This is a genomic window from Marinobacter sp. DUT-3 (assembly GCF_050379435.1).
Taxonomy (GTDB): Bacteria; Pseudomonadota; Gammaproteobacteria; order Pseudomonadales; family Oleiphilaceae; genus Marinobacter.
In genome coordinates this window covers 321,002-337,317 of sequence record NZ_JBNRMG010000004.1, presented here as the reverse complement: position 1 = coordinate 337,317, position 16,316 = coordinate 321,002, and the positions used below count along the sequence as shown (strand labels likewise).

The window sequence follows — 16,316 nt, the reverse complement described above, 5'->3', positions numbered from 1 at the left end:
CCTAAACAGGGTATATGGCTAACCTGGTCCTGGATGCCATTAAATGTAAGTGATTGATTATAAATTGGTTTTTCTAAAAAATCGGGAAAACAAAGAAGTGCTCTCAGGTGTCAAACTTTGTAAAACCTGAGCGTGTGCGGGATTGTCGCGGGGAATAAAACGGGGCCGGGTCGAAGTGATCAGTCCTGATCGTCTTCGACCTCATCGGGATGCTCCCGCTTGTAGCGCTCCCATTCTTCCCAGTCGTGGGGCGTGCCGGCATGGGGGCGGCGCAGGTGCTTGGCGTGCTCTATGGCGTTATGGCGCAGGCTGTGGTCCCGCTCCTCGTCGTCTTCGTCGAAACCGTACTTTTTCAGGAACTCATCGGGGCTGATGGGCATGGGAGATGACCTCCGTCGGTGCAATAAACTCCTACCAATTACGATGCGCCCGTCGCCCCGGTTTTTCAAGCCCCGGTGGTTTCGCTGTCTGTGCCCTTGTCCGTTGCTATTTCTTCCGCGCTCACCAGCTTGAAGTTGATCTGTTTCCGTTCCTCGTCCACATCCGCGAAGGTAACGGTGACCGGCTGTTCCAGCTGGAAAATGCGGCCGTTCTTATTATGAATCAGGCGCAGGGTGATGGGATCAAAGCTGTATTTGCCATCCAGGGTGCGGCAGCTGACAAAGCCCTCAAGGCCGTTGGCGTCCAGGCGCACGAAGAATCCGGCGGGCACGGTACGGCTGATCACGCCAGTCATGGGCTCGGAACCCAGGGATTTGGCGAAATCACTCTTGAGCCAGCTTTCCAGGTTGTTGGCGGCCTGGCGGGCATTGATCTGGGTGGCCTGCAGTGCCGCAAGCTGTTCGTCCGTGAGTTCGCCCAGAGGCTCCTGCCACAGCGCCGCCTTGATCAGCCGGTGTACATAAAAGTCGCTGAACTTGCGCAGGGGCGAGGTAAAGGTCGTGTAGGCCGGCAGCCCCATGCCCTGGTGAGGCGCTGCCTCGAATGCCAGTTCCGCACGCGCGAGCTGGCGGGAGAGGATGGCCTTGACCGGTACCTCCGCATCCAGGTTCTCCGTGCGTTTCATCAGTTCCCGGAAGCCCTTGGCGGAAGTGGCATCCACCGCGGACAGATCCGGGGCGTAGCCTTCGAGCAGCGCCCGGACATTGTCGGCGCGGTCGTCACGCAGGCCCGGATGCTGAATAAACAGCCCCTTGCCTTGTTGACTGAGGAAATCCGCGGCACAGCGGTTGGCCGCCACCATGCATTCCTCCACCAGTCGGTGGGCTTCGTTCTGCACCGACGGCTCGATCAGTCGCACCCGCTTGTTCTCGTCCAGGCGCAGACGGAACTCGGGGCGGTCAGCACTCAGCAGTGCGTGCTCACTGCGCCATTTGCGCAGGGCGGTGGCGGCCTGGTGCAGTTGGTCGAGGCTGTTGGCAACGGCGTCCGGCAGGGCCTTGATGTCGTCGTCCTCGCGGCCCTCAATCAGGTTGGATACCAGCTCATAGCTGAGCTTGCCCTTCGACTGGATCGTAGCCTTGTGGAAGCTGTAGTCACCCAGGCTGCCGTCGTTGTTGACCTGCAGATCGCAGACCAGGGCCAGGCGGTTCACCTCAGGCATCAGTGAACACAGCCGGGTGCTGAGGCCGTCTGGCAGCATTGGCAGGGGCTCGCCCGGGAAATAGATGGCGGTTGCCCGCCGGAAGGCTTCGGATTCCGCCGCGCTGCCGGGCTCAATCACCGCTGTGGGGTCGGCAATGGCGATGGAGAGCTTCCAGCCGGTGGCGTTGGGCTCGGCCAGCAGGGCATCGTCCATGTCCTGGGTGCCGGGGCTGTCGATGGTGACATAGGGCAGATCGGTACGGTCCTCACGATCCCCCGCGCGCGTTTCGATGGCCGTCTCGCTGAGGGCGTCTGCCTGTTGCTGAACCGGTTCCGGCCAGGCATCCGGCAAATCGAAGGTCGCCAGCGTGAGTGCGCGCTCAATGCCGGTGTCGCCGGGTTTGCCCAGCACTTTCAGGATCTTGGCCTGGCCCTTGCCGTCCTTGATTGGGTGTTTGAGGATGCGGCAGTATATAAAGTCGTCCTGCCCGGCGTTCATCCGCTCTTTCGGTGGAATGAAAATCCAGCGGTTGATGCCCGGGGTTTCCGGTACCACGAAATGCCCCTTGCCCTTGATCAGGTAACGGCCGACAAAAGTGGTCAGGTTGCTTTCCAGAAGCTCGTCCACCACGCCCTGGGTTTTACCCTTGTCACCTTCCTGTTCGGTGACGTTGACGCGGTCACCGGGCAGCACTTTCTGCATTTCCTCCGGCGGCAGGAACACGTCACGGCCCTCATCCAGCACTACGAAACCGAAACGTCCGTTGGTGGCTTTGACGGTGCCCGGAAAGACCACCTTGTTTTCTTTGATGTCGGTTTTCAGCTGGCGCAACTGGCTGAGGGCGTCGGCATTGAGCATGAACAGGACCTGGCTGGCGAATAATGAATGTCAGGTGCGGAGTATACCGGTTATGACCGGACGCGTCAGACCTCTTGCTCAATCCCGGGTCACGCGGGGCGACAGGCTATCCGACGCCGGAAGCCCGTCATACCCTTACTGGTTATGCTCTGAAAATACCCGGGTCTGGCCATCTTCGTTAAACATGATGACTTTGTAATGGTCCTTCCGGTCGCCCATTTCCATTCCCGGTGAGCCGGCTGGCATGCCCGGAACACTCAGGCCAGTTGCTTTGGGTGCGTCGGACAGCAGGCGTTTAATGTCATCCGCCGGAACGTGGCCTTCGATTACATAGTCACCGACAAACGCCGTGTGGCAGCTTCCCAGTCCGGCAAGGAGGCCAGCCTCGGCTTTGATTTTGCCCAAGTCGTCGGTGTTGGTGGTTGTCACATCAAAGCCATTTTCTTCCAGGTGGTCGATCCAGTCGCTGCAGCAGCCGCAGTGGGGGGATTTGTACACATGGATACTGTCTGCCTCATTAGCGGCCAGCAACGGGCTGCTGGCCAGGGTGCTGAGTCCGAAGGCGGCGGTGAGGCCTAGAACTGTTTTATGCAGATTCATGTCTGTTTCCTCAGTGATGATGGCTGTGATCGTCGTTGGTGGCGCCGGCGGAAGAAGGTGACAGCCAGAACCACCAGACGATGGCCGCCATCATTGCCAATCCTCCGGCATTGACCAGAAGTGTGCCCATCAGTTCCGCTCCTCTTGCTGACTGTTGCTGAATTTGTGGCTGGTCCGGAACAACCGCAGGCGGTTGGCGTTGGAAACCACGGTTACGGATGATAGCGACATGGCGGCGCCGGCCAGGATCGGGCTCATCAGTATGCCCCACACAGGGTAGAGCAGGCCGGCGGCGACCGGAATACCCATGGAGTTGTACACAAAGGCGCCAAACAGGTTCTGATGGATGTTCCGAACGGTGGCGCGGGATATCTCGATGGCATCGGGCACGCCGTGCAGGGAGCCTCGCATCAGGGTGATGGCGGCGCTTTCAATGGCGACGTCGGTACCGGTGCCGATGGCAAAGCCGACATCGGCGGCCGCCAGTGCCGGGGCGTCGTTGATGCCATCCCCCACCATGGCCACGGTGTAGCCCTTGCCACGCATGGCGCTGACTACTTCGGCCTTGTCTTCGGGAAGCACTTCGGCGCGGTAGTCGTCGATTCCTGCCTTGGCGGAAATGGCTTTGGCGGTGGCATCCACATCTCCAGTCACCATCATCACGCGGATACCGGCATCGTGCAGGCGCTGGATGGCGGCTTTGGAATCCGGCTTGATGGCATCCGCCACGCCGATGACGCCGAGCACATCCTGGCCGAGTGCCAGGAACAGCGGCGTGCCAGCCTCCTCGGTGATGGTCCCGGCAGCGTCAGCCAGAGCATCGACGGACAGGCCTTCGGCTTCCAGCCAGCGGCGGTTGCCCAGGCGCAGGGGCTGGCCGTCGAACTCGCCCTGAACTCCCTTGCCGTTCAGTGCCTCGAAGCCGGTGACTTTTTCGGGCTGCACGCCGTCCTCTTCCGCTTTGCCCAGGATGGCCTCGGCAAGCGGGTGTTCGGAATGCTGTTCCAGGCCTGCCGCCAGCGCCAGTAAGCGTTGCTCATCTTCATCGCTCGCGTATACCCGCGTGACGGCCGGATGACCCTCGGTAATGGTGCCGGTCTTGTCGAGAATCACCAGGTCCACCTTGCCGGCGGTCTGCAGGGCATCACCCTGGCGAATCAGTGCGCCGTATTCGGCGGCCTTGCCCACGCCCACCATCACCGACATCGGCGTGGCCAGGCCCAGCGCACAGGGACAGGCAATGATCAGCACGGTGGTGGCCGCCACCATCATGTGTACCACCGCAGGTTCCGGTCCGACGTTGTACCAGACCAGCGCCGCGGCCACGGCAATCAGCATCACGCTGGGCACGAACACCGAGGAGATCTTGTCCGCAAGGCGACCAATGGCGGGTTTCGAGCCCTGGGCCTTTTTAACCAGCTTAATGATCTGGGCCAGGGCGGTATCACTGCCCACGCGGGTGGCCTCGTAGATGATGGAGCCGTGGGTGTTGAGGGTGCCGGCGGAGACTTCGTCGCCTTCGCCCTTGCGTACCGGCATGGGCTCGCCGGTGAGCATGCTTTCATCAATGCGGGTGCTGCCCTCGGCGATAACGCCGTCCACGGGCAGCTTCTCACCGGGCCGCACGCGAATATGATCGCCTTTACGGACGTCTTCCACCGGAATGTCCTGTTCTTCGCCATCACGAATCACCCGCGCGGTTTTTGCCCGCAAATCCAGCAGGCGACGAACCGCCTCGGAGGTCTTGCCCTTGGCCCGCAATTCCAGGGCCTGGCCCAGATTGATCAGGCCGATGATCATCGCGGAGGCCTCAAAATAGACATGGCGCGCCATTTCCGGCAAGGCATCCGGGACACTGGCAACCACCATGGAATAGAGCCAGGCGGTACCGGTACCCAGGGCAATCAGGGTATCCATGTTGGCGTTATGGTGGCGGAGGGCTTTCCAGGCGCCCACGAAGAAGTGGCCGCCGGTGGCGATCATGACGCCCAGGGTGAGAATGCCGAGGTTGATCCAGGTGACCTGGTTGTCTGCGGTCACCATCATCGAACCAAAGCCCATGCCCCAGACCATCAGCGCCACGCCCAAGCCCAGGCTGATGCCCATTTTGACCAGCAGGGCCTTGTACTGTTTGCGATCCTCCTGCTGCCGGCGTTCGTCGTCCTCGTCCTCGTCTTCAATCACACGGGCGCCATACCCGGCGCTTTCCACGGCCTTGACCAGCGCCGCCGGGTCGGCCTTGCCGCTTGCAGTGGCGGTATTGTCCGCCAGATTCATATGGGCATGGCTGATGCCGGACACCGACATCAAGGCCTTCTCAATAGTATTGACACAGGACGCGCAGGTGGCGCCGGCCACGGCCAGATGAACCTGCCCGTTTGCGGTGGCGGCCGGTTCTGCCTGAACGTCTTTGGCGACTGTCCCGGCGGCATCCCTGGATGGATGATCCGTCTGGCCACCGTCGTTATGGCCGTCTTCAGCCGTGTCCGCGCAGCCATTGGCAGATTCTGATGCCTCCCCGACAGGCTCCGCGGGGTAACCGGTTTCCGTCACAATCCGCGCAGCCTCGGTGGCATCCACGCCTTCCGGCAGGGCCACCGTCTGTTTGTCGAGGTCCACTTCCACCAGCTCCCCGTCGCCGGTCAGCGGTGCCAGGGCAGTGCGGATCTTCTTTACACAGCTCTGACACGAGGCCCCGGAAATACTGAGCATGGTTTGTAGCACAGGTGCGTCCGTCATTCGTTGTTACTCCTCAACCCGATCGCCTGCCCGTCAGAGGGCGTTGGTTCTTCCCAGTGTTCGATCAACCGGCAAATGGTGTGGCCATCCGGCGTACCATCCGGCATGTCCTGCCATGCCACCAACGCCGAGGTCATCCGATTGCGCAGCTCCTGCAGCTCACGAATCTCCCGCTCCACCTCTGCCAGCCGCTGCTGAAATACGTCCCGCACCATCGGACACGGCGAATGATGATCGTCCGCCTGATCCAGAATCTGCCGGATCTCCGGCAGTGAAAACCCCAGCTTCCGGGCCTTGCGGGCAAACCGCAGCCGCCGCAGGTCCTCAGCATTGAACTGCTGGTAGTTGTTGTCCGGATTGCGGGTCGGCTTCAACAGGTTTTCCCGGGTATAGAACCGCACGGTATCCGGATTTACGCCGGCGGCCTCTGCAATGTCTTTGACTTTCATAGCCTGTTTCTCACCCCGAAATGAGTAATGGTCAAAGGAATCCACGACTGAAGTAAGCGGAGTGTTGAGGCAGGAGCGACTTCCGAAAATGCTCGGAGCCATGGGTGAAGAGCGACAGCTCTTCACGGGCTGGCCATGGACGGCCTGCCCAGGACCCACCATGCGACGCAGGAGCATTAAGCATGGTGGGGCGGAGAGCAAGCGTACAGGGACGTATTAACAGCGGTTTTCGGAAGTCGCTCCTGCCTCAACACGGCAAACTCCGATAACCCGATAATACTCTAAAACCTGTGAGCAACTCACAGGTCAAAGGTTTTTTTTAGGTAGGAAGGTTACTGCCCCTTGGCGCGAAGGAACGTACCGCAGTGCTTACACTGGTCCGGCGCCATCAGCTTCGCCTGCCAGCCAATCTTGTGACCACAGGCCGGACACGCCAGCCGCAACTGAAGCACAATAATTGGCGTGATCAGAGCCGCAATCAGAACCCCGAGCGGCCCCCAGCTCTCGCCACTGGACAAGCCCAACTGACTGCTGAACACCAGAATGATCGTCAGCGCCACAAAGGCAAAGATAAAATAATTCCGGTTCCAGCGTTCCCACTGGCGAATTTTCCGGTCTTGTTCCGGGGTCAGGTAGTGGCTTGTCATGGTGTCTTACCTTGCTGGGAATTGGTCAGATGCGATGGTTAAAAAGGCTGACTATATGCGCGTATCCACCGGCACGCCGGTCACCATGGTACCTTCGGTGAGAGCCTTTTCCAGCATAGCGGCAGGAACAGGCCGGCTGATCAGGTAGCCCTGGGCCAGGTCACAGTGATGATCCTTGAGGAAAACCAACTGCTCCATGGTTTCCACGCCCTCCGCGACAACCTGGATACCGAGGTTGTGGGCCAGATTGATCACCGCTCGGGTGATCACTGCGTCATCGTGACGCTCGGTAACCTCGGTAATGAACGAGCGGTCGATCTTCAGCAGGTCGACCGGGAAGTCACGCAGATACCCCAGCGATGAATACCCCACCCCAAAATCATCGATGGCCAAGCTCACACCGAGCTGGTGGAGCCTGGACAGCTGGTTGAGGTTGTGTTCGATGTTCTGAATGAAGATTTCCTCGGTCAGCTCTACCTCAAGCCGTTCCGGCGGCACATTATGGGTCTCCAGGGCCTCCCTGATGTGATCCACCAGGTTCTCATCGTCCAACTCACGCCCGGACAGGTTGACGGCAATCCTCAGGTGCCCGAACGGTGTGCCCTGCCACCTGGCCAGTTGCTGGCACGCGGCCATGACCACCCAGCGGCCGATTTCGGTGATGCGCCCGCCCTCTTCCGCCAGTGGGATGAATTCCATTGGCGGCAACAACCCGCGACGGGGGTGCTGCCACCGTATCAGCGCCTCCGCACTGAGAATTTCTGCACTCGCCAGATTAACCTGGGGCTGGTAGTAGAGTACAAACTCGTCATTGGCGAGGGCGTGGCTGAGATCCTTGTCCAGCTCCAGGCGCATGACTTCCCGTTCCTGCATGCCCTCGGTGTAGAACTGGTAGGTGTTGCGCCCCTGTTCCTTGGCCCGGTACAGGGCAATGTCGGCGTTGCGCAGCAGGGTGTCGGTATCCAGCCCGCTCTGGGGATAAATGGCGATGCCCATGGTTGCGGTGATGTAGTGGGCCTCGTTCTGAACTTCGAAGGGCTCGGCGTAACACTGCTTGATCTGCCCCAGCAGATGAATGACATCGTCCAGGTTATCAACGTGTTGCTGGCAGATCATAAACTCATCGCCGCCTGAGTAGGCCACCAGCACTTTTTCGTCGCTCAGGCTGTTCAGGCGCTCGGAAACCTTGATCAGCAGCTCATCCCCGAACTGGTGGCCAAGGGTGTCATTGAGCATCTGGAAGCGGTCGAGGTCGAGCATCACCAGTGCGACCTGGCGCATTTGCCGGTCGGCGATGCTGAGGGTATGGCTGAGATCTTCCATGAAGAAACGGCGGTTCGCCAGACCGGTGAGAGTGTCGGTGGATTCCAGCCGGGCCAGGTCCTGCTGCGCTGCCTTGCGCTGGTCAATTTCGAACTCCAGTTCCCTGCGGGTTTTCAGCAGGGCATGATTACGCTTGAGGACCAACTGCACCAGCAGAGTGGTGAGACTGGTGAGCACTCCCATGAACAAAATGGAGATAAACGTGGTCCAGGGCCAGATGCTTTTCCGGCTGCTGACCCAGTCGGTCGTCGGGGTGACGGTCAGTGACCAGCCCAGCATCGGCAGGTCGACATCCACCGTGTGGGAGTAATCGCTGGCATATTCCCCGCCGGTATTGAGCTCGTAGGCCGGGGCGCCGTCATCGGAAATCCGGATGTGGAAGGCGTCCAGGACCCGGCTGGTGAGCAGGTGGCGGGCCAGGGTTTCCATCTGGAAAACACCGGCAATAAAGCCGTTGTTGCTTTCTCCAGAATAGACCGGAACGTAGATCACCAGCCCCTTGCCGCCCTGCCGGAGGTCGATTATCCCGGAAATATCAATGGTGCCGTTGGCTTGTGCCTCTTCCAGCGCTGCCCGCCGCTCGGGAGAAAACGCCACGTTATAGCCCACCACGTCTTCGTTTCCGGTCAGGGGTTCCAGCCAGCGGATGATGTACTCGCGGTCAATCCACTCCAGGGCCTGATAGACCCCGAAGTCTTCCAGGTAATTTCTGGCGTCCCGGCTCCAGAGTTCTTCCGTGATATCCGGGTCGGCTTCGAGCCTCTTTGCCATGCGGCGGATCGCTTCAACGTGAACCAGGAATTCCCGCTCCAGGCTGTTGGCCATGGCCAGGCTCTCGCTGGCAAGGTTGCTGTTGATCTGGCGCTCGTCCTGTCTGTCGAGGCCGTATTTCAGGACGGAGGCAATGCCGAGGAAAACTATAAGAATCAGTGCCGGAACAACAGGGTGCAGCAGTCCCCTGACGACTTTGTTTGTCACGGATTCAGATTTTTCCACGCGTTGCTCCGGTCAGGTGTTCTCTGAACCACATGGCGCTGCCAGCCCTCGGATTGCTTGGCTCGATTATGGCAGAAGGCAGGGGGTTCGAACAGGTCATTAAGGGCAGCGGAGCAGGCTGACCGGCTGCCGTGATACCAGGCCTACCCTCGGGAGACGGGCGGTACGCCGAGCCGGGGGATTTCCTGTTTGGGGCACCGATCCATCACCACTGTCAGACCGGCGGCCTCCGCTTTCCGGGCACCCTGTTCGTTGATCACGCCAACCTGCATCCACACCACAGGAATGTTGAACTCAATGGCCGCGTCGATGATCGGTCCGGTCCGTTCCGGCGCCAGAAACAGCTCCACCATATCCACCGGCTCGGGCAGGGACTTGAGGTCGGCGTATACGGTTTCCCCAAGAAGCTGCTGGCCGGCTAGCCGCGGGCTCACCGGAATGACCCGGTAACCACGGCCCTGCAGGTAAGCCATTACCTCGTGACTGGGGCGGTGGGATTTGTTGCTCGCGCCGACAAGGGCAATGGTGCGGATGCTGGTCAGGATAGCGCGAATGGCTTCTGGTGTCTGGCTTGGCATGGCTGTGTAAACCCTGGTTGCGGTTTGTGTTGTCGGCCGGTCATCGGTTGCCGGTGTCCGGGGATGATACTATAGGTCTTTGATCGCCAAGGCTTGCATGTAATAGGATCGCTGTTCAAGGTGCTCGCCGTCTGATGCGCCCGGTAACTCAAAAAGGACCAGAGTATGGCAGTCTTGACCATGCTTGGAGTTGGCCACTCCGAAGCGATTGATCACTGGAACAATAATGCCATGGTGGAAGCCGGTGGTCGTCGCCTGCTGATTGATGCCGGTTATACCATCAAATTCGCGTTGCGGGATCGGGGCCTGACCCTGGCGGATGTGGACGCTATTTTCATCACCCATGCCCACGCAGATCACTGTTTCGGCCTGGAGCGCCTGGGGTACGAATGCCGTTTCCGTTATGGCTTCAAACCCACGCTTTACCTGCCTCCCGGCGTTTATGAAGAGCTGTGGGAGCACACCCTCAAGGGCGTAATGGGCCAAGTGGGAGAAGGGCCGGCCGAGCTGTCGGATTTCTTCGATGTGGTCCTGCTGGATGATCAGCCCTTTGAATTCGAAGGGGTCCGTTTACAGCCGTTCCAGAACCGCCATACCCCGGAAAAGCCGTCCTATGGCCTGGTGCTGAACGAGCATTTGCTGTTCAGTGGCGATACCCGTCCCATTCCAGAGCTGGTATCCAGGTACGCCCCCCGGACCATTCTTCATGACGCCACCCTGTCAGACTGGAATCCGGTGCATGCGTCGGTTGGCGAACTCCGTGAGAACTATCCGCAAACCGTGCGTGATCGTATGTACCTGATGAGCTATGAGGATACTTTCGAGCAACACCGGGCGGAGGTGGAAAGGGACTTTGCCGGCTTTGCGCAGCAGGGACAGGAGTTTGTCCTTTGACCGACGACGTAATAGTTGCCCGGATCATCCATTCCGATCTCAAGTCGGGGCGCTTTCTGGTCCTGGTGACCGAAGATCAGGCGCTGTGTTATAGCCACTGGCGCCCGTTCCAGAGGGCCGGGCACCCGGCGGTGACGGTTGGCCAGGCGTTCCGGGTCCGCCTCGGGCGGGATCGTCGGGATGGCCAGACGTTGGTGGTGCGGGAGGTGCTGGACGCTTGCGAGACGGCAGAGGTGGCCGTAACTGGCCACGGCCTGGAGCTGCCAGCGGATCAGCCGCGTCACCTTGCCGGCTCTGAATTCCTTGCCGCCATCGGTGCGGCGGAAGGTGTGGTGGTGATTGCCAATGCGGTGCTGGATGGCTCGGAACAGCCGGATCTGGACATTGCCGGATCGGTGGTGCTGATCAATTGCCGGGTGTCGGGTGATTTCCGCTGGCTCCGTGCGCGGTTTCAGGGCAGCCTGTGGTGCCTTAACTGTCAGTTCAATAACCATTTCAGCCTGAAATCCGCCCACCTGGATGGCAGCGTGGTCATGTTCGACTGTGATTTCAGTGGCGCCGGCGGTATTTCCTTCCGTGGTATCCGGGCCTGTTCCTTGCTGATGGAGTTTGGCACCCGCGGCAGTGATGACATGCTCTGGCTCAACGAAATGACCCTGAGCGGCTGCCTGGCGCTGAACGGCAGTTTCGAAGCGCCGGTACAACTGATGGCCGTGCAGGACGATGCGCCGGTCAACGATCAGCCCGCCCTGGGTGGTGTCTATATCGGACGGCAGAGCTACCACGCCGAACAACTGAGCCGGAATAGCTTTGAGGGAGGACTGTTTTTCGAAGGCTATACCGTCTCCGGCTGTGTCGAGATCCGTCGCAGTCACCTGAACCAGCTACGTCTGACAAACGTCACCGCGGATTCGATCCTGGTCGACAACTGCGAACTCGCGGCCGACCTCTGGCTGGACCGGGTCGTAGTGGTAGACGAAGACACCGGCATTGCCATCGAGGATACCCTGGTGGGCCGCCATCTGCGGATGACCGGTCGACGGCTCCGGGGGCGTTGCAGCCTGGTCGGGTCGTCGGTGAGTCAGGCCTGGATGCTGGAGCTGGAAGCGCCCGATGAGGGCACCCCAAGCATCGAGATGGCCCGCTTTCACGCGGAACAAGCCTGGTTTGATCCGGTGTCACTGGTATACGGGACCAGCCCCGCCCGGCGATCCACGACACCCCCGCCCTTTGGTCTGCTCGCCAGGGCCCGTATGCCTCGTCCCGACCGGGAGGACCGCCGTCAGCTGGCGGAAGCCTACACCCGGTTCAAGAACTGGATGTCCGCCACCGGTCATCTGCGAGAGGAGGATCACGCGTTCTTCCACATGCGCCACCACAAGGAAACCAGCCGGACCCGTCGCTTCCTGCTCGGCGGCGTCTTCGGGTGGGGCATCCGGTTGCGGAATGTTCTGGCGACAGCGCTGATGGTCTCGGTGATATTCTCGCTGCTGTACATGGCCATTGGCGTTGGTTCCGGCGAAGCGGTGATGCTCAGTCTGCAGAGCTTTATCAGCAGCTTCTTCGGCCAGTGGAGTGAACCGGCACCGCCAGCGACTGGCCTGCTTTCCATACTGGTGACCCTGGAATCCATGATCGGAGTGCTGCTGGTGACCGTATTGGTAGGTGCCTATATCCGAAAGCTACTGAGATAACGCCGTCATGTGGTACCTGTGTGGACTTGGAAGCAACATTGAACCGCAACACAACCTGGCCAGGGCGGTTGAGAGTTTGCTGGCTACCCATGGGTCTCTGTGGTTGTCGCCGGTGATCCACACCCGCCCCAGGGGCATCGACACCGAGCGCTCGTTCCTTAACGCGTTGGCGGTGCTGTTCAGTCCATTATCCCCGCAACAGCTGAAGTGTGAGCTGAACCTGCTGGAGGAATCCTTCGGGCGGGATCGCTCCGACCCACTCAGCAGCCGCAAGGACCGCACCCTCGATGTGGACATTCTGGAATACAGCAAGAGTGGGCGATTTGCGGGCTCGGATATTGATGAGCCTTATTACCGGGACCTGTTTGACGGTCGCAATGATGGGTCAGTCCGGGTTTCCCTTGACGTGGCTGATCATACCCTGGGCCAGGCGCCGGCCACCATCCACCGGAATCTGGGCGCCGGTAATGAAATCGTTGTCCACCAGGGCCAGCAACTGGAGAACCACACTGTGAAAGCCCCCTTCGCGGGCCAGCAGGGTTTCTGACAGCACCTGCTGCCGTTGGTTGTCGGTGTGGCGGGGAAGAAAGCGGATCGGCCCGGGCATAATAGCGTTTACCCGTACATCAGGGGCGAGCAGGGCGGCATAGCTCAGGGTCAGGTTGGCCAGGGCTGCCTTGGACGCGCAGTAGGCGCTGTAGAGCGGATTCGGGCGCTCCGCGAAAATATCGGTTATGTTGACGACCAGTGACGGCCGCCCGAACGCCAGGGCTGCCTGTTCCAGAGGGACTGACAGACCGTGCATCAGTTGCATGGGAGCCGTGCTGTTTACCTGAAACAGGTAGGCAGCCTGAGCCGCCCGTTCCCGTGGATCTTCAGCGTCGCTCTCAAACGTGGAGGCGTTGTTCACCAGCAGGCTGACGTTGGCCGTGTCGCGGGCAATCTCGTCAATCCGGGCCTGCAGGGCTTCGGGATCCCCCAGGTCGACCTGTAACGCCGTCGCGCCCTCGCGAACCAGGTGGTCCACGTCGTCGGTGGGGGTCCGGTGCAGGGCAAACACCCGGTAGCCACGCTTGATCAGCGCTGCACTGATCTCATAGCCAAGCCTGCGTCCGGCGCCGGTCACCACGGCTACGGGAGCGGTCGACATGGGATCAGTCCCGGTGGCTGAGCAGTTGCAGGAATTCGGTTCGGGTCGCCTGGGATTTGCGGAACTGGCCCAGCATCACCGAGGTTTTCATGCGGGAGTTCTGTTTCTCCACGCCGCGCATCATCATGCACATATGCTGGGCCTCGATCACCACGGCCACACCTTTGGCACCGGTGACTGTTTCAATGGCTTCGGCGATTTCCCGGGTCAGGTTTTCCTGGATCTGCAGCCTGCGTGCGTACATGTCGACAATGCGGGCGAACTTGGACAGCCCCAGCACCTTGCCCTGTGGCATGTAGGCAATATGGCACTTGCCGATAAACGGCAGCATATGGTGCTCACACATACTGTAGAGCTCTATGTCCTGAATCATCACCATTTCATCCATGGCGGACTCGAAGACGGCATTGTTGACCAGTTCACCCAGATCCTGCTGATAGCCGTTTGTCAGGAACTGCATGGCTTTGGCCGCGCGCTTGGGCGTGTCCATCAGGCCCTCACGGGAGGTGTCTTCCCCAAGACCATTGATGATATCGCGGTAGTGGCCGGCCAAATCTTCCAGAGAGTTGCTCATAATCGGTTCCGGTATTCTGTGTCTGATTCAGGGCGAAGCTTAAGGGAAATCGTCGTTTATCTCCATGGTTTACGTGGACCCGTCCACAAAAGACCACTGATGACCCGGATGACGCCCGCAAATTCGATCAGTGGCTATGGCGGCCCGCACCGGTTTGTTCTACAGTTTTAAGCTGCAAACTCTTTCCAGGAACAGGACATGGATCAGGTGATCTCCGGACACGCAACGGCTTCCCGGGGCAAACAACAGGCTGGAACGCTGGAATGGTGGCAACAGGGCGGTAAGTGGTTCAGCTATGAGGGCCACGCCATATTCAGTCGCATGGCGGGGCAGGGAGAACCGCTGGTATTGCTCCATGGTTTTCCCACCGCAAGCTGGGACTGGAACCGGATGTGGCCGATGCTGACCCAGCAATACAACGTGCTGGTGCTGGATATGCTGGGGTTCGGGTTCTCTGACAAACCGGTGCGTTATGACTACAGCATTGAGGACCAGGCAGATCTGTTTGAGGGCTGGATTGCCGGCCTGGGCTTGAAGAGGGTGCATCTGCTTGCTCACGATTACGGTGACAGCGTGACCCAGGAGCTTCTGGCCAGGGAGCAGGAAGGCTCGTTACCGTTCCGCATTGCCAGTGTCTGTTTTCTTAATGGCGCGCTGTTTCCGGAAGTCCATAGCCCGCTGCTTATCCAGAAACTGTTGCGCAGCCCCCTGGGCGGCCTGATAAGCCGTGGTTTGAACCGTCGCACCTTTGAGCGCAATTTTCGCCGGTTACTGGGGCCGGCCAATCCGCCGGATCACCAGGATATGGACGATTTCTGGCAGTTGCTCACCTACAACAATGGCCGGGGCATCCTGCACCACCTGATTCATTTCATGGAAGAGCGACGTTGCCACCGCAATCGCTGGGTTGGCGCGTTGCAGAACGCAACCCAGCCCATGCGGCTGATTTCCGGCGTGTCGGACCCGGTGTCGGGCGCGGCCATGGCAAGGCGCTACCGGGAGCTGGTTCCGGATGCGGATGTCGTCAGTTTGCGAAACATCGGCCACTACCCGCACTTTGAAAGCCCGTGGGATGTGTTCTCGGCTTACCGGGATTTTCGCAAGCGGATTTAGCGTCCGCTATCGGCGATCATTGCGGTGTGATCGTCATCGGGGCGGGCGGATACATCTAAGGTTCTTGGCGCACTGGCCACCTGATTGCGGCCCCGGGATTTTGCCAGGTACAGCGCCTGATCGGCGCGATTCAGCCACACCGACCAGGTTTCACCCTTGACGACTTCCGCTACGCTGGCACTGGCGGTGACACTGATATCGTCCAGGAAAGGGCGAGCGCTGATGCAGGTGAGCAGTTCCTGGGCCAGGGTATCGGCGTCCCGCTGGCGGGTTTCCGGTAATACCAGCATGAACTCCTCGCCCCCGATCCGGAATAACTGGTCACTCTCCCGCAGACGCCTGCGCATCCTTACGGACAACTCCGTCAGCACTGTGTCGCCGGCCAGGTGCCCCCATTGGTCGTTGATTGTCTTGAAGTAGTCAATATCCAGCAAAATCAGGCTGGATACCCGCTCATACCGTTCCCGCATCTGGATCTGCCCGTTGAGGATGTCCGCCAGTTGCGACCGGTTGAGGCAGCCGGTCAACGGATCGGTTGTCGCCAAGCGCGTGAGTTCCTCATGAAGTCGACCCACCAGCCAGGCAAAGATCATCGCAAACAGGCAGGTGAGACCAAGGGAAAAGGTGATACGCCAGAAATCCGCTTCCGGGAACTGGAGAAACGACACCACAGCCATGACGGTAACAAACAGGATGTTGCAGACGGCTGCTTCCCGTAGCGGTAGCAGGAAAAACAGAGCTGTCGCGGCGGGGTAGGCCCAGTAGAGGCCGGCATGGCCGTTGATGGTGGTGGAATAGGCGGCGCATATAACCGCCAGTAATGGAAACAGGCGCCCTTTCAGGAAATAGACGTTGCGGAAACGGAGAAGCGCGATGACCAGCAGGGCATTGATGCAGAACAGTATCAGCAGTGCGGATAGCAGATAGTTGCCATGATTCCACTGCACCATGACCAGTGGGGCAACGGCAATGAAGGACCAGAAATGAAGGTGGTAGACCAGTTGTCGTTTAAAACCCAGGACCGCGAGAGTCGGGTTGGCGGCCAATGTGTCCGACGATGCAAATGGATTCACAGCCCACTCCTGCTGTTGTGTTCTATGGAGCCCGCTTCCATGA

General features: G+C 59.8%; 14 protein-coding genes and 1 pseudogene. 4 read left to right on the top strand and 11 right to left on the bottom strand.

Features of this window, described 5'->3' with window-relative positions; all coding sequences use genetic code 11:
• Nucleotides 1-179: 179 nt before the first annotated feature.
• The 8 genes from ACQUWM_RS09870 to ACQUWM_RS09835 form a co-directional block, all read right to left on the bottom strand.
• Complete coding sequence (locus ACQUWM_RS09870; RefSeq protein ID WP_428922018.1) at nucleotides 180-380, bottom strand: hypothetical protein; 201 nt, start codon at nucleotides 378-380, stop codon at nucleotides 180-182.
• Nucleotides 381-445: 65 nt separating this feature from the next.
• Nucleotides 446-2,443 carry a ribonuclease R family protein gene (locus ACQUWM_RS09865; RefSeq protein ID WP_428922017.1) on the bottom strand — a complete coding sequence of 666 codons (1,998 nt, stop codon included), beginning with the start codon at nucleotides 2,441-2,443 and terminating at the stop codon, nucleotides 446-448.
• A gap of 135 nt (nucleotides 2,444-2,578) precedes the next feature.
• Nucleotides 2,579-3,043 (bottom strand): DUF411 domain-containing protein, encoded by a 465-nt coding sequence (locus tag ACQUWM_RS09860; RefSeq protein ID WP_428922016.1) that lies wholly within the window; start codon nucleotides 3,041-3,043, stop codon nucleotides 2,579-2,581.
• A gap of 129 nt (nucleotides 3,044-3,172) precedes the next feature.
• Entirely contained in the window at nucleotides 3,173-5,782 is a 2,610-nt protein-coding gene (locus ACQUWM_RS09855; RefSeq protein ID WP_428922015.1) for a heavy metal translocating P-type ATPase, read from the bottom strand.
• Nucleotides 5,779-6,231, bottom strand: coding sequence for a MerR family transcriptional regulator (locus tag ACQUWM_RS09850; protein ID WP_428922014.1), 453 nt, complete (start codon nucleotides 6,229-6,231; stop codon nucleotides 5,779-5,781). The genes ACQUWM_RS09855 and ACQUWM_RS09850 overlap by 4 nt, the downstream gene beginning before the upstream one ends.
• Before the next feature lie 332 nt (nucleotides 6,232-6,563).
• Complete coding sequence (locus tag ACQUWM_RS09845) at nucleotides 6,564-6,878, bottom strand: hypothetical protein (RefSeq protein WP_428922013.1); 315 nt, start codon at nucleotides 6,876-6,878, stop codon at nucleotides 6,564-6,566.
• Nucleotides 6,879-6,929: 51 nt separating this feature from the next.
• Nucleotides 6,930-9,179: a putative bifunctional diguanylate cyclase/phosphodiesterase gene (locus ACQUWM_RS09840; protein WP_428922012.1), complete on the bottom strand. Its 2,250-nt coding sequence runs from the start codon at nucleotides 9,177-9,179 to the stop codon at nucleotides 6,930-6,932.
• A gap of 161 nt (nucleotides 9,180-9,340) precedes the next feature.
• Nucleotides 9,341-9,775: a CoA-binding protein gene (locus ACQUWM_RS09835; protein WP_428922011.1), complete on the bottom strand. Its 435-nt coding sequence runs from the start codon at nucleotides 9,773-9,775 to the stop codon at nucleotides 9,341-9,343.
• A gap of 165 nt (nucleotides 9,776-9,940) precedes the next feature.
• Here ACQUWM_RS09835 and ACQUWM_RS09830 point away from each other — a divergent pair, with 165 nt between their 5' ends.
• The 3 genes and pseudogenes from ACQUWM_RS09830 to ACQUWM_RS09820 form a co-directional block, all read left to right on the top strand.
• Nucleotides 9,941-10,669 carry an MBL fold metallo-hydrolase gene (locus ACQUWM_RS09830; protein ID WP_428922010.1) on the top strand — a complete coding sequence of 243 codons (729 nt, stop codon included), beginning with the start codon at nucleotides 9,941-9,943 and terminating at the stop codon, nucleotides 10,667-10,669.
• Complete coding sequence (locus tag ACQUWM_RS09825) at nucleotides 10,666-12,363, top strand: hypothetical protein (protein WP_428922009.1); 1,698 nt, start codon at nucleotides 10,666-10,668, stop codon at nucleotides 12,361-12,363. The genes ACQUWM_RS09830 and ACQUWM_RS09825 overlap by 4 nt, the downstream gene beginning before the upstream one ends.
• 7 nt (nucleotides 12,364-12,370) lie before the next feature.
• Nucleotides 12,371-12,664 (top strand): annotated as a pseudogene (locus ACQUWM_RS09820) (2-amino-4-hydroxy-6-hydroxymethyldihydropteridine diphosphokinase); the annotation flags it as partial.
• An 84-nt stretch (nucleotides 12,665-12,748) separates the two neighbouring features.
• Here the strand turns inward: ACQUWM_RS09820 and ACQUWM_RS09815 are convergent.
• A complete protein-coding gene (locus ACQUWM_RS09815) occupies nucleotides 12,749-13,513 on the bottom strand; it encodes an SDR family NAD(P)-dependent oxidoreductase (RefSeq protein ID WP_428922008.1) in 765 nt (254 codons plus the stop codon).
• Nucleotides 13,514-13,517: 4 nt separating this feature from the next.
• Nucleotides 13,518-14,087: a GTP cyclohydrolase I FolE gene (folE, locus tag ACQUWM_RS09810; protein WP_406998782.1), complete on the bottom strand. Its 570-nt coding sequence runs from the start codon at nucleotides 14,085-14,087 to the stop codon at nucleotides 13,518-13,520.
• A gap of 198 nt (nucleotides 14,088-14,285) precedes the next feature.
• Here folE and ACQUWM_RS09805 point away from each other — a divergent pair, with 198 nt between their 5' ends.
• Entirely contained in the window at nucleotides 14,286-15,200 is a 915-nt protein-coding gene (locus ACQUWM_RS09805; RefSeq protein WP_428922007.1) for an alpha/beta fold hydrolase, read from the top strand.
• Here ACQUWM_RS09805 and ACQUWM_RS09800 read toward each other — a convergent pair.
• Nucleotides 15,197-16,273, bottom strand: coding sequence for a GGDEF domain-containing protein (locus ACQUWM_RS09800; RefSeq protein ID WP_406998786.1), 1,077 nt, complete (start codon nucleotides 16,271-16,273; stop codon nucleotides 15,197-15,199). The two genes, ACQUWM_RS09805 and ACQUWM_RS09800, sit on opposite strands and share 4 nt — an antisense overlap.
• Between the last annotated feature and the right edge of the window lie 43 nt (nucleotides 16,274-16,316).

Coding starts and splice junctions, on each gene's coding strand:
- folE (WP_406998782.1), bottom strand. CDS start 14,087: ATGAGCAACTCTCTGGAAGATTTGGCCGGCCACTACCGCGATATCATC.
- ACQUWM_RS09870 (WP_428922018.1), bottom strand. CDS start 380: ATGCCCATCAGCCCCGATGAGTTCCTGAAAAAGTACGGTTTCGACGAA.
- ACQUWM_RS09855 (WP_428922015.1), bottom strand. CDS start 5,782: ATGACGGACGCACCTGTGCTACAAACCATGCTCAGTATTTCCGGGGCC.
- ACQUWM_RS09845 (WP_428922013.1), bottom strand. CDS start 6,878: ATGACAAGCCACTACCTGACCCCGGAACAAGACCGGAAAATTCGCCAG.
- ACQUWM_RS09830 (WP_428922010.1), top strand. CDS start 9,941: ATGGCAGTCTTGACCATGCTTGGAGTTGGCCACTCCGAAGCGATTGAT.
- ACQUWM_RS09815 (WP_428922008.1), bottom strand. CDS start 13,513: ATGTCGACCGCTCCCGTAGCCGTGGTGACCGGCGCCGGACGCAGGCTT.
- ACQUWM_RS09865 (WP_428922017.1), bottom strand. CDS start 2,443: ATGCTCAATGCCGACGCCCTCAGCCAGTTGCGCCAGCTGAAAACCGAC.
- ACQUWM_RS09860 (WP_428922016.1), bottom strand. CDS start 3,043: ATGAATCTGCATAAAACAGTTCTAGGCCTCACCGCCGCCTTCGGACTC.
- ACQUWM_RS09850 (WP_428922014.1), bottom strand. CDS start 6,231: ATGAAAGTCAAAGACATTGCAGAGGCCGCCGGCGTAAATCCGGATACC.
- ACQUWM_RS09835 (WP_428922011.1), bottom strand. CDS start 9,775: ATGCCAAGCCAGACACCAGAAGCCATTCGCGCTATCCTGACCAGCATC.
- ACQUWM_RS09805 (WP_428922007.1), top strand. CDS start 14,286: ATGGATCAGGTGATCTCCGGACACGCAACGGCTTCCCGGGGCAAACAA.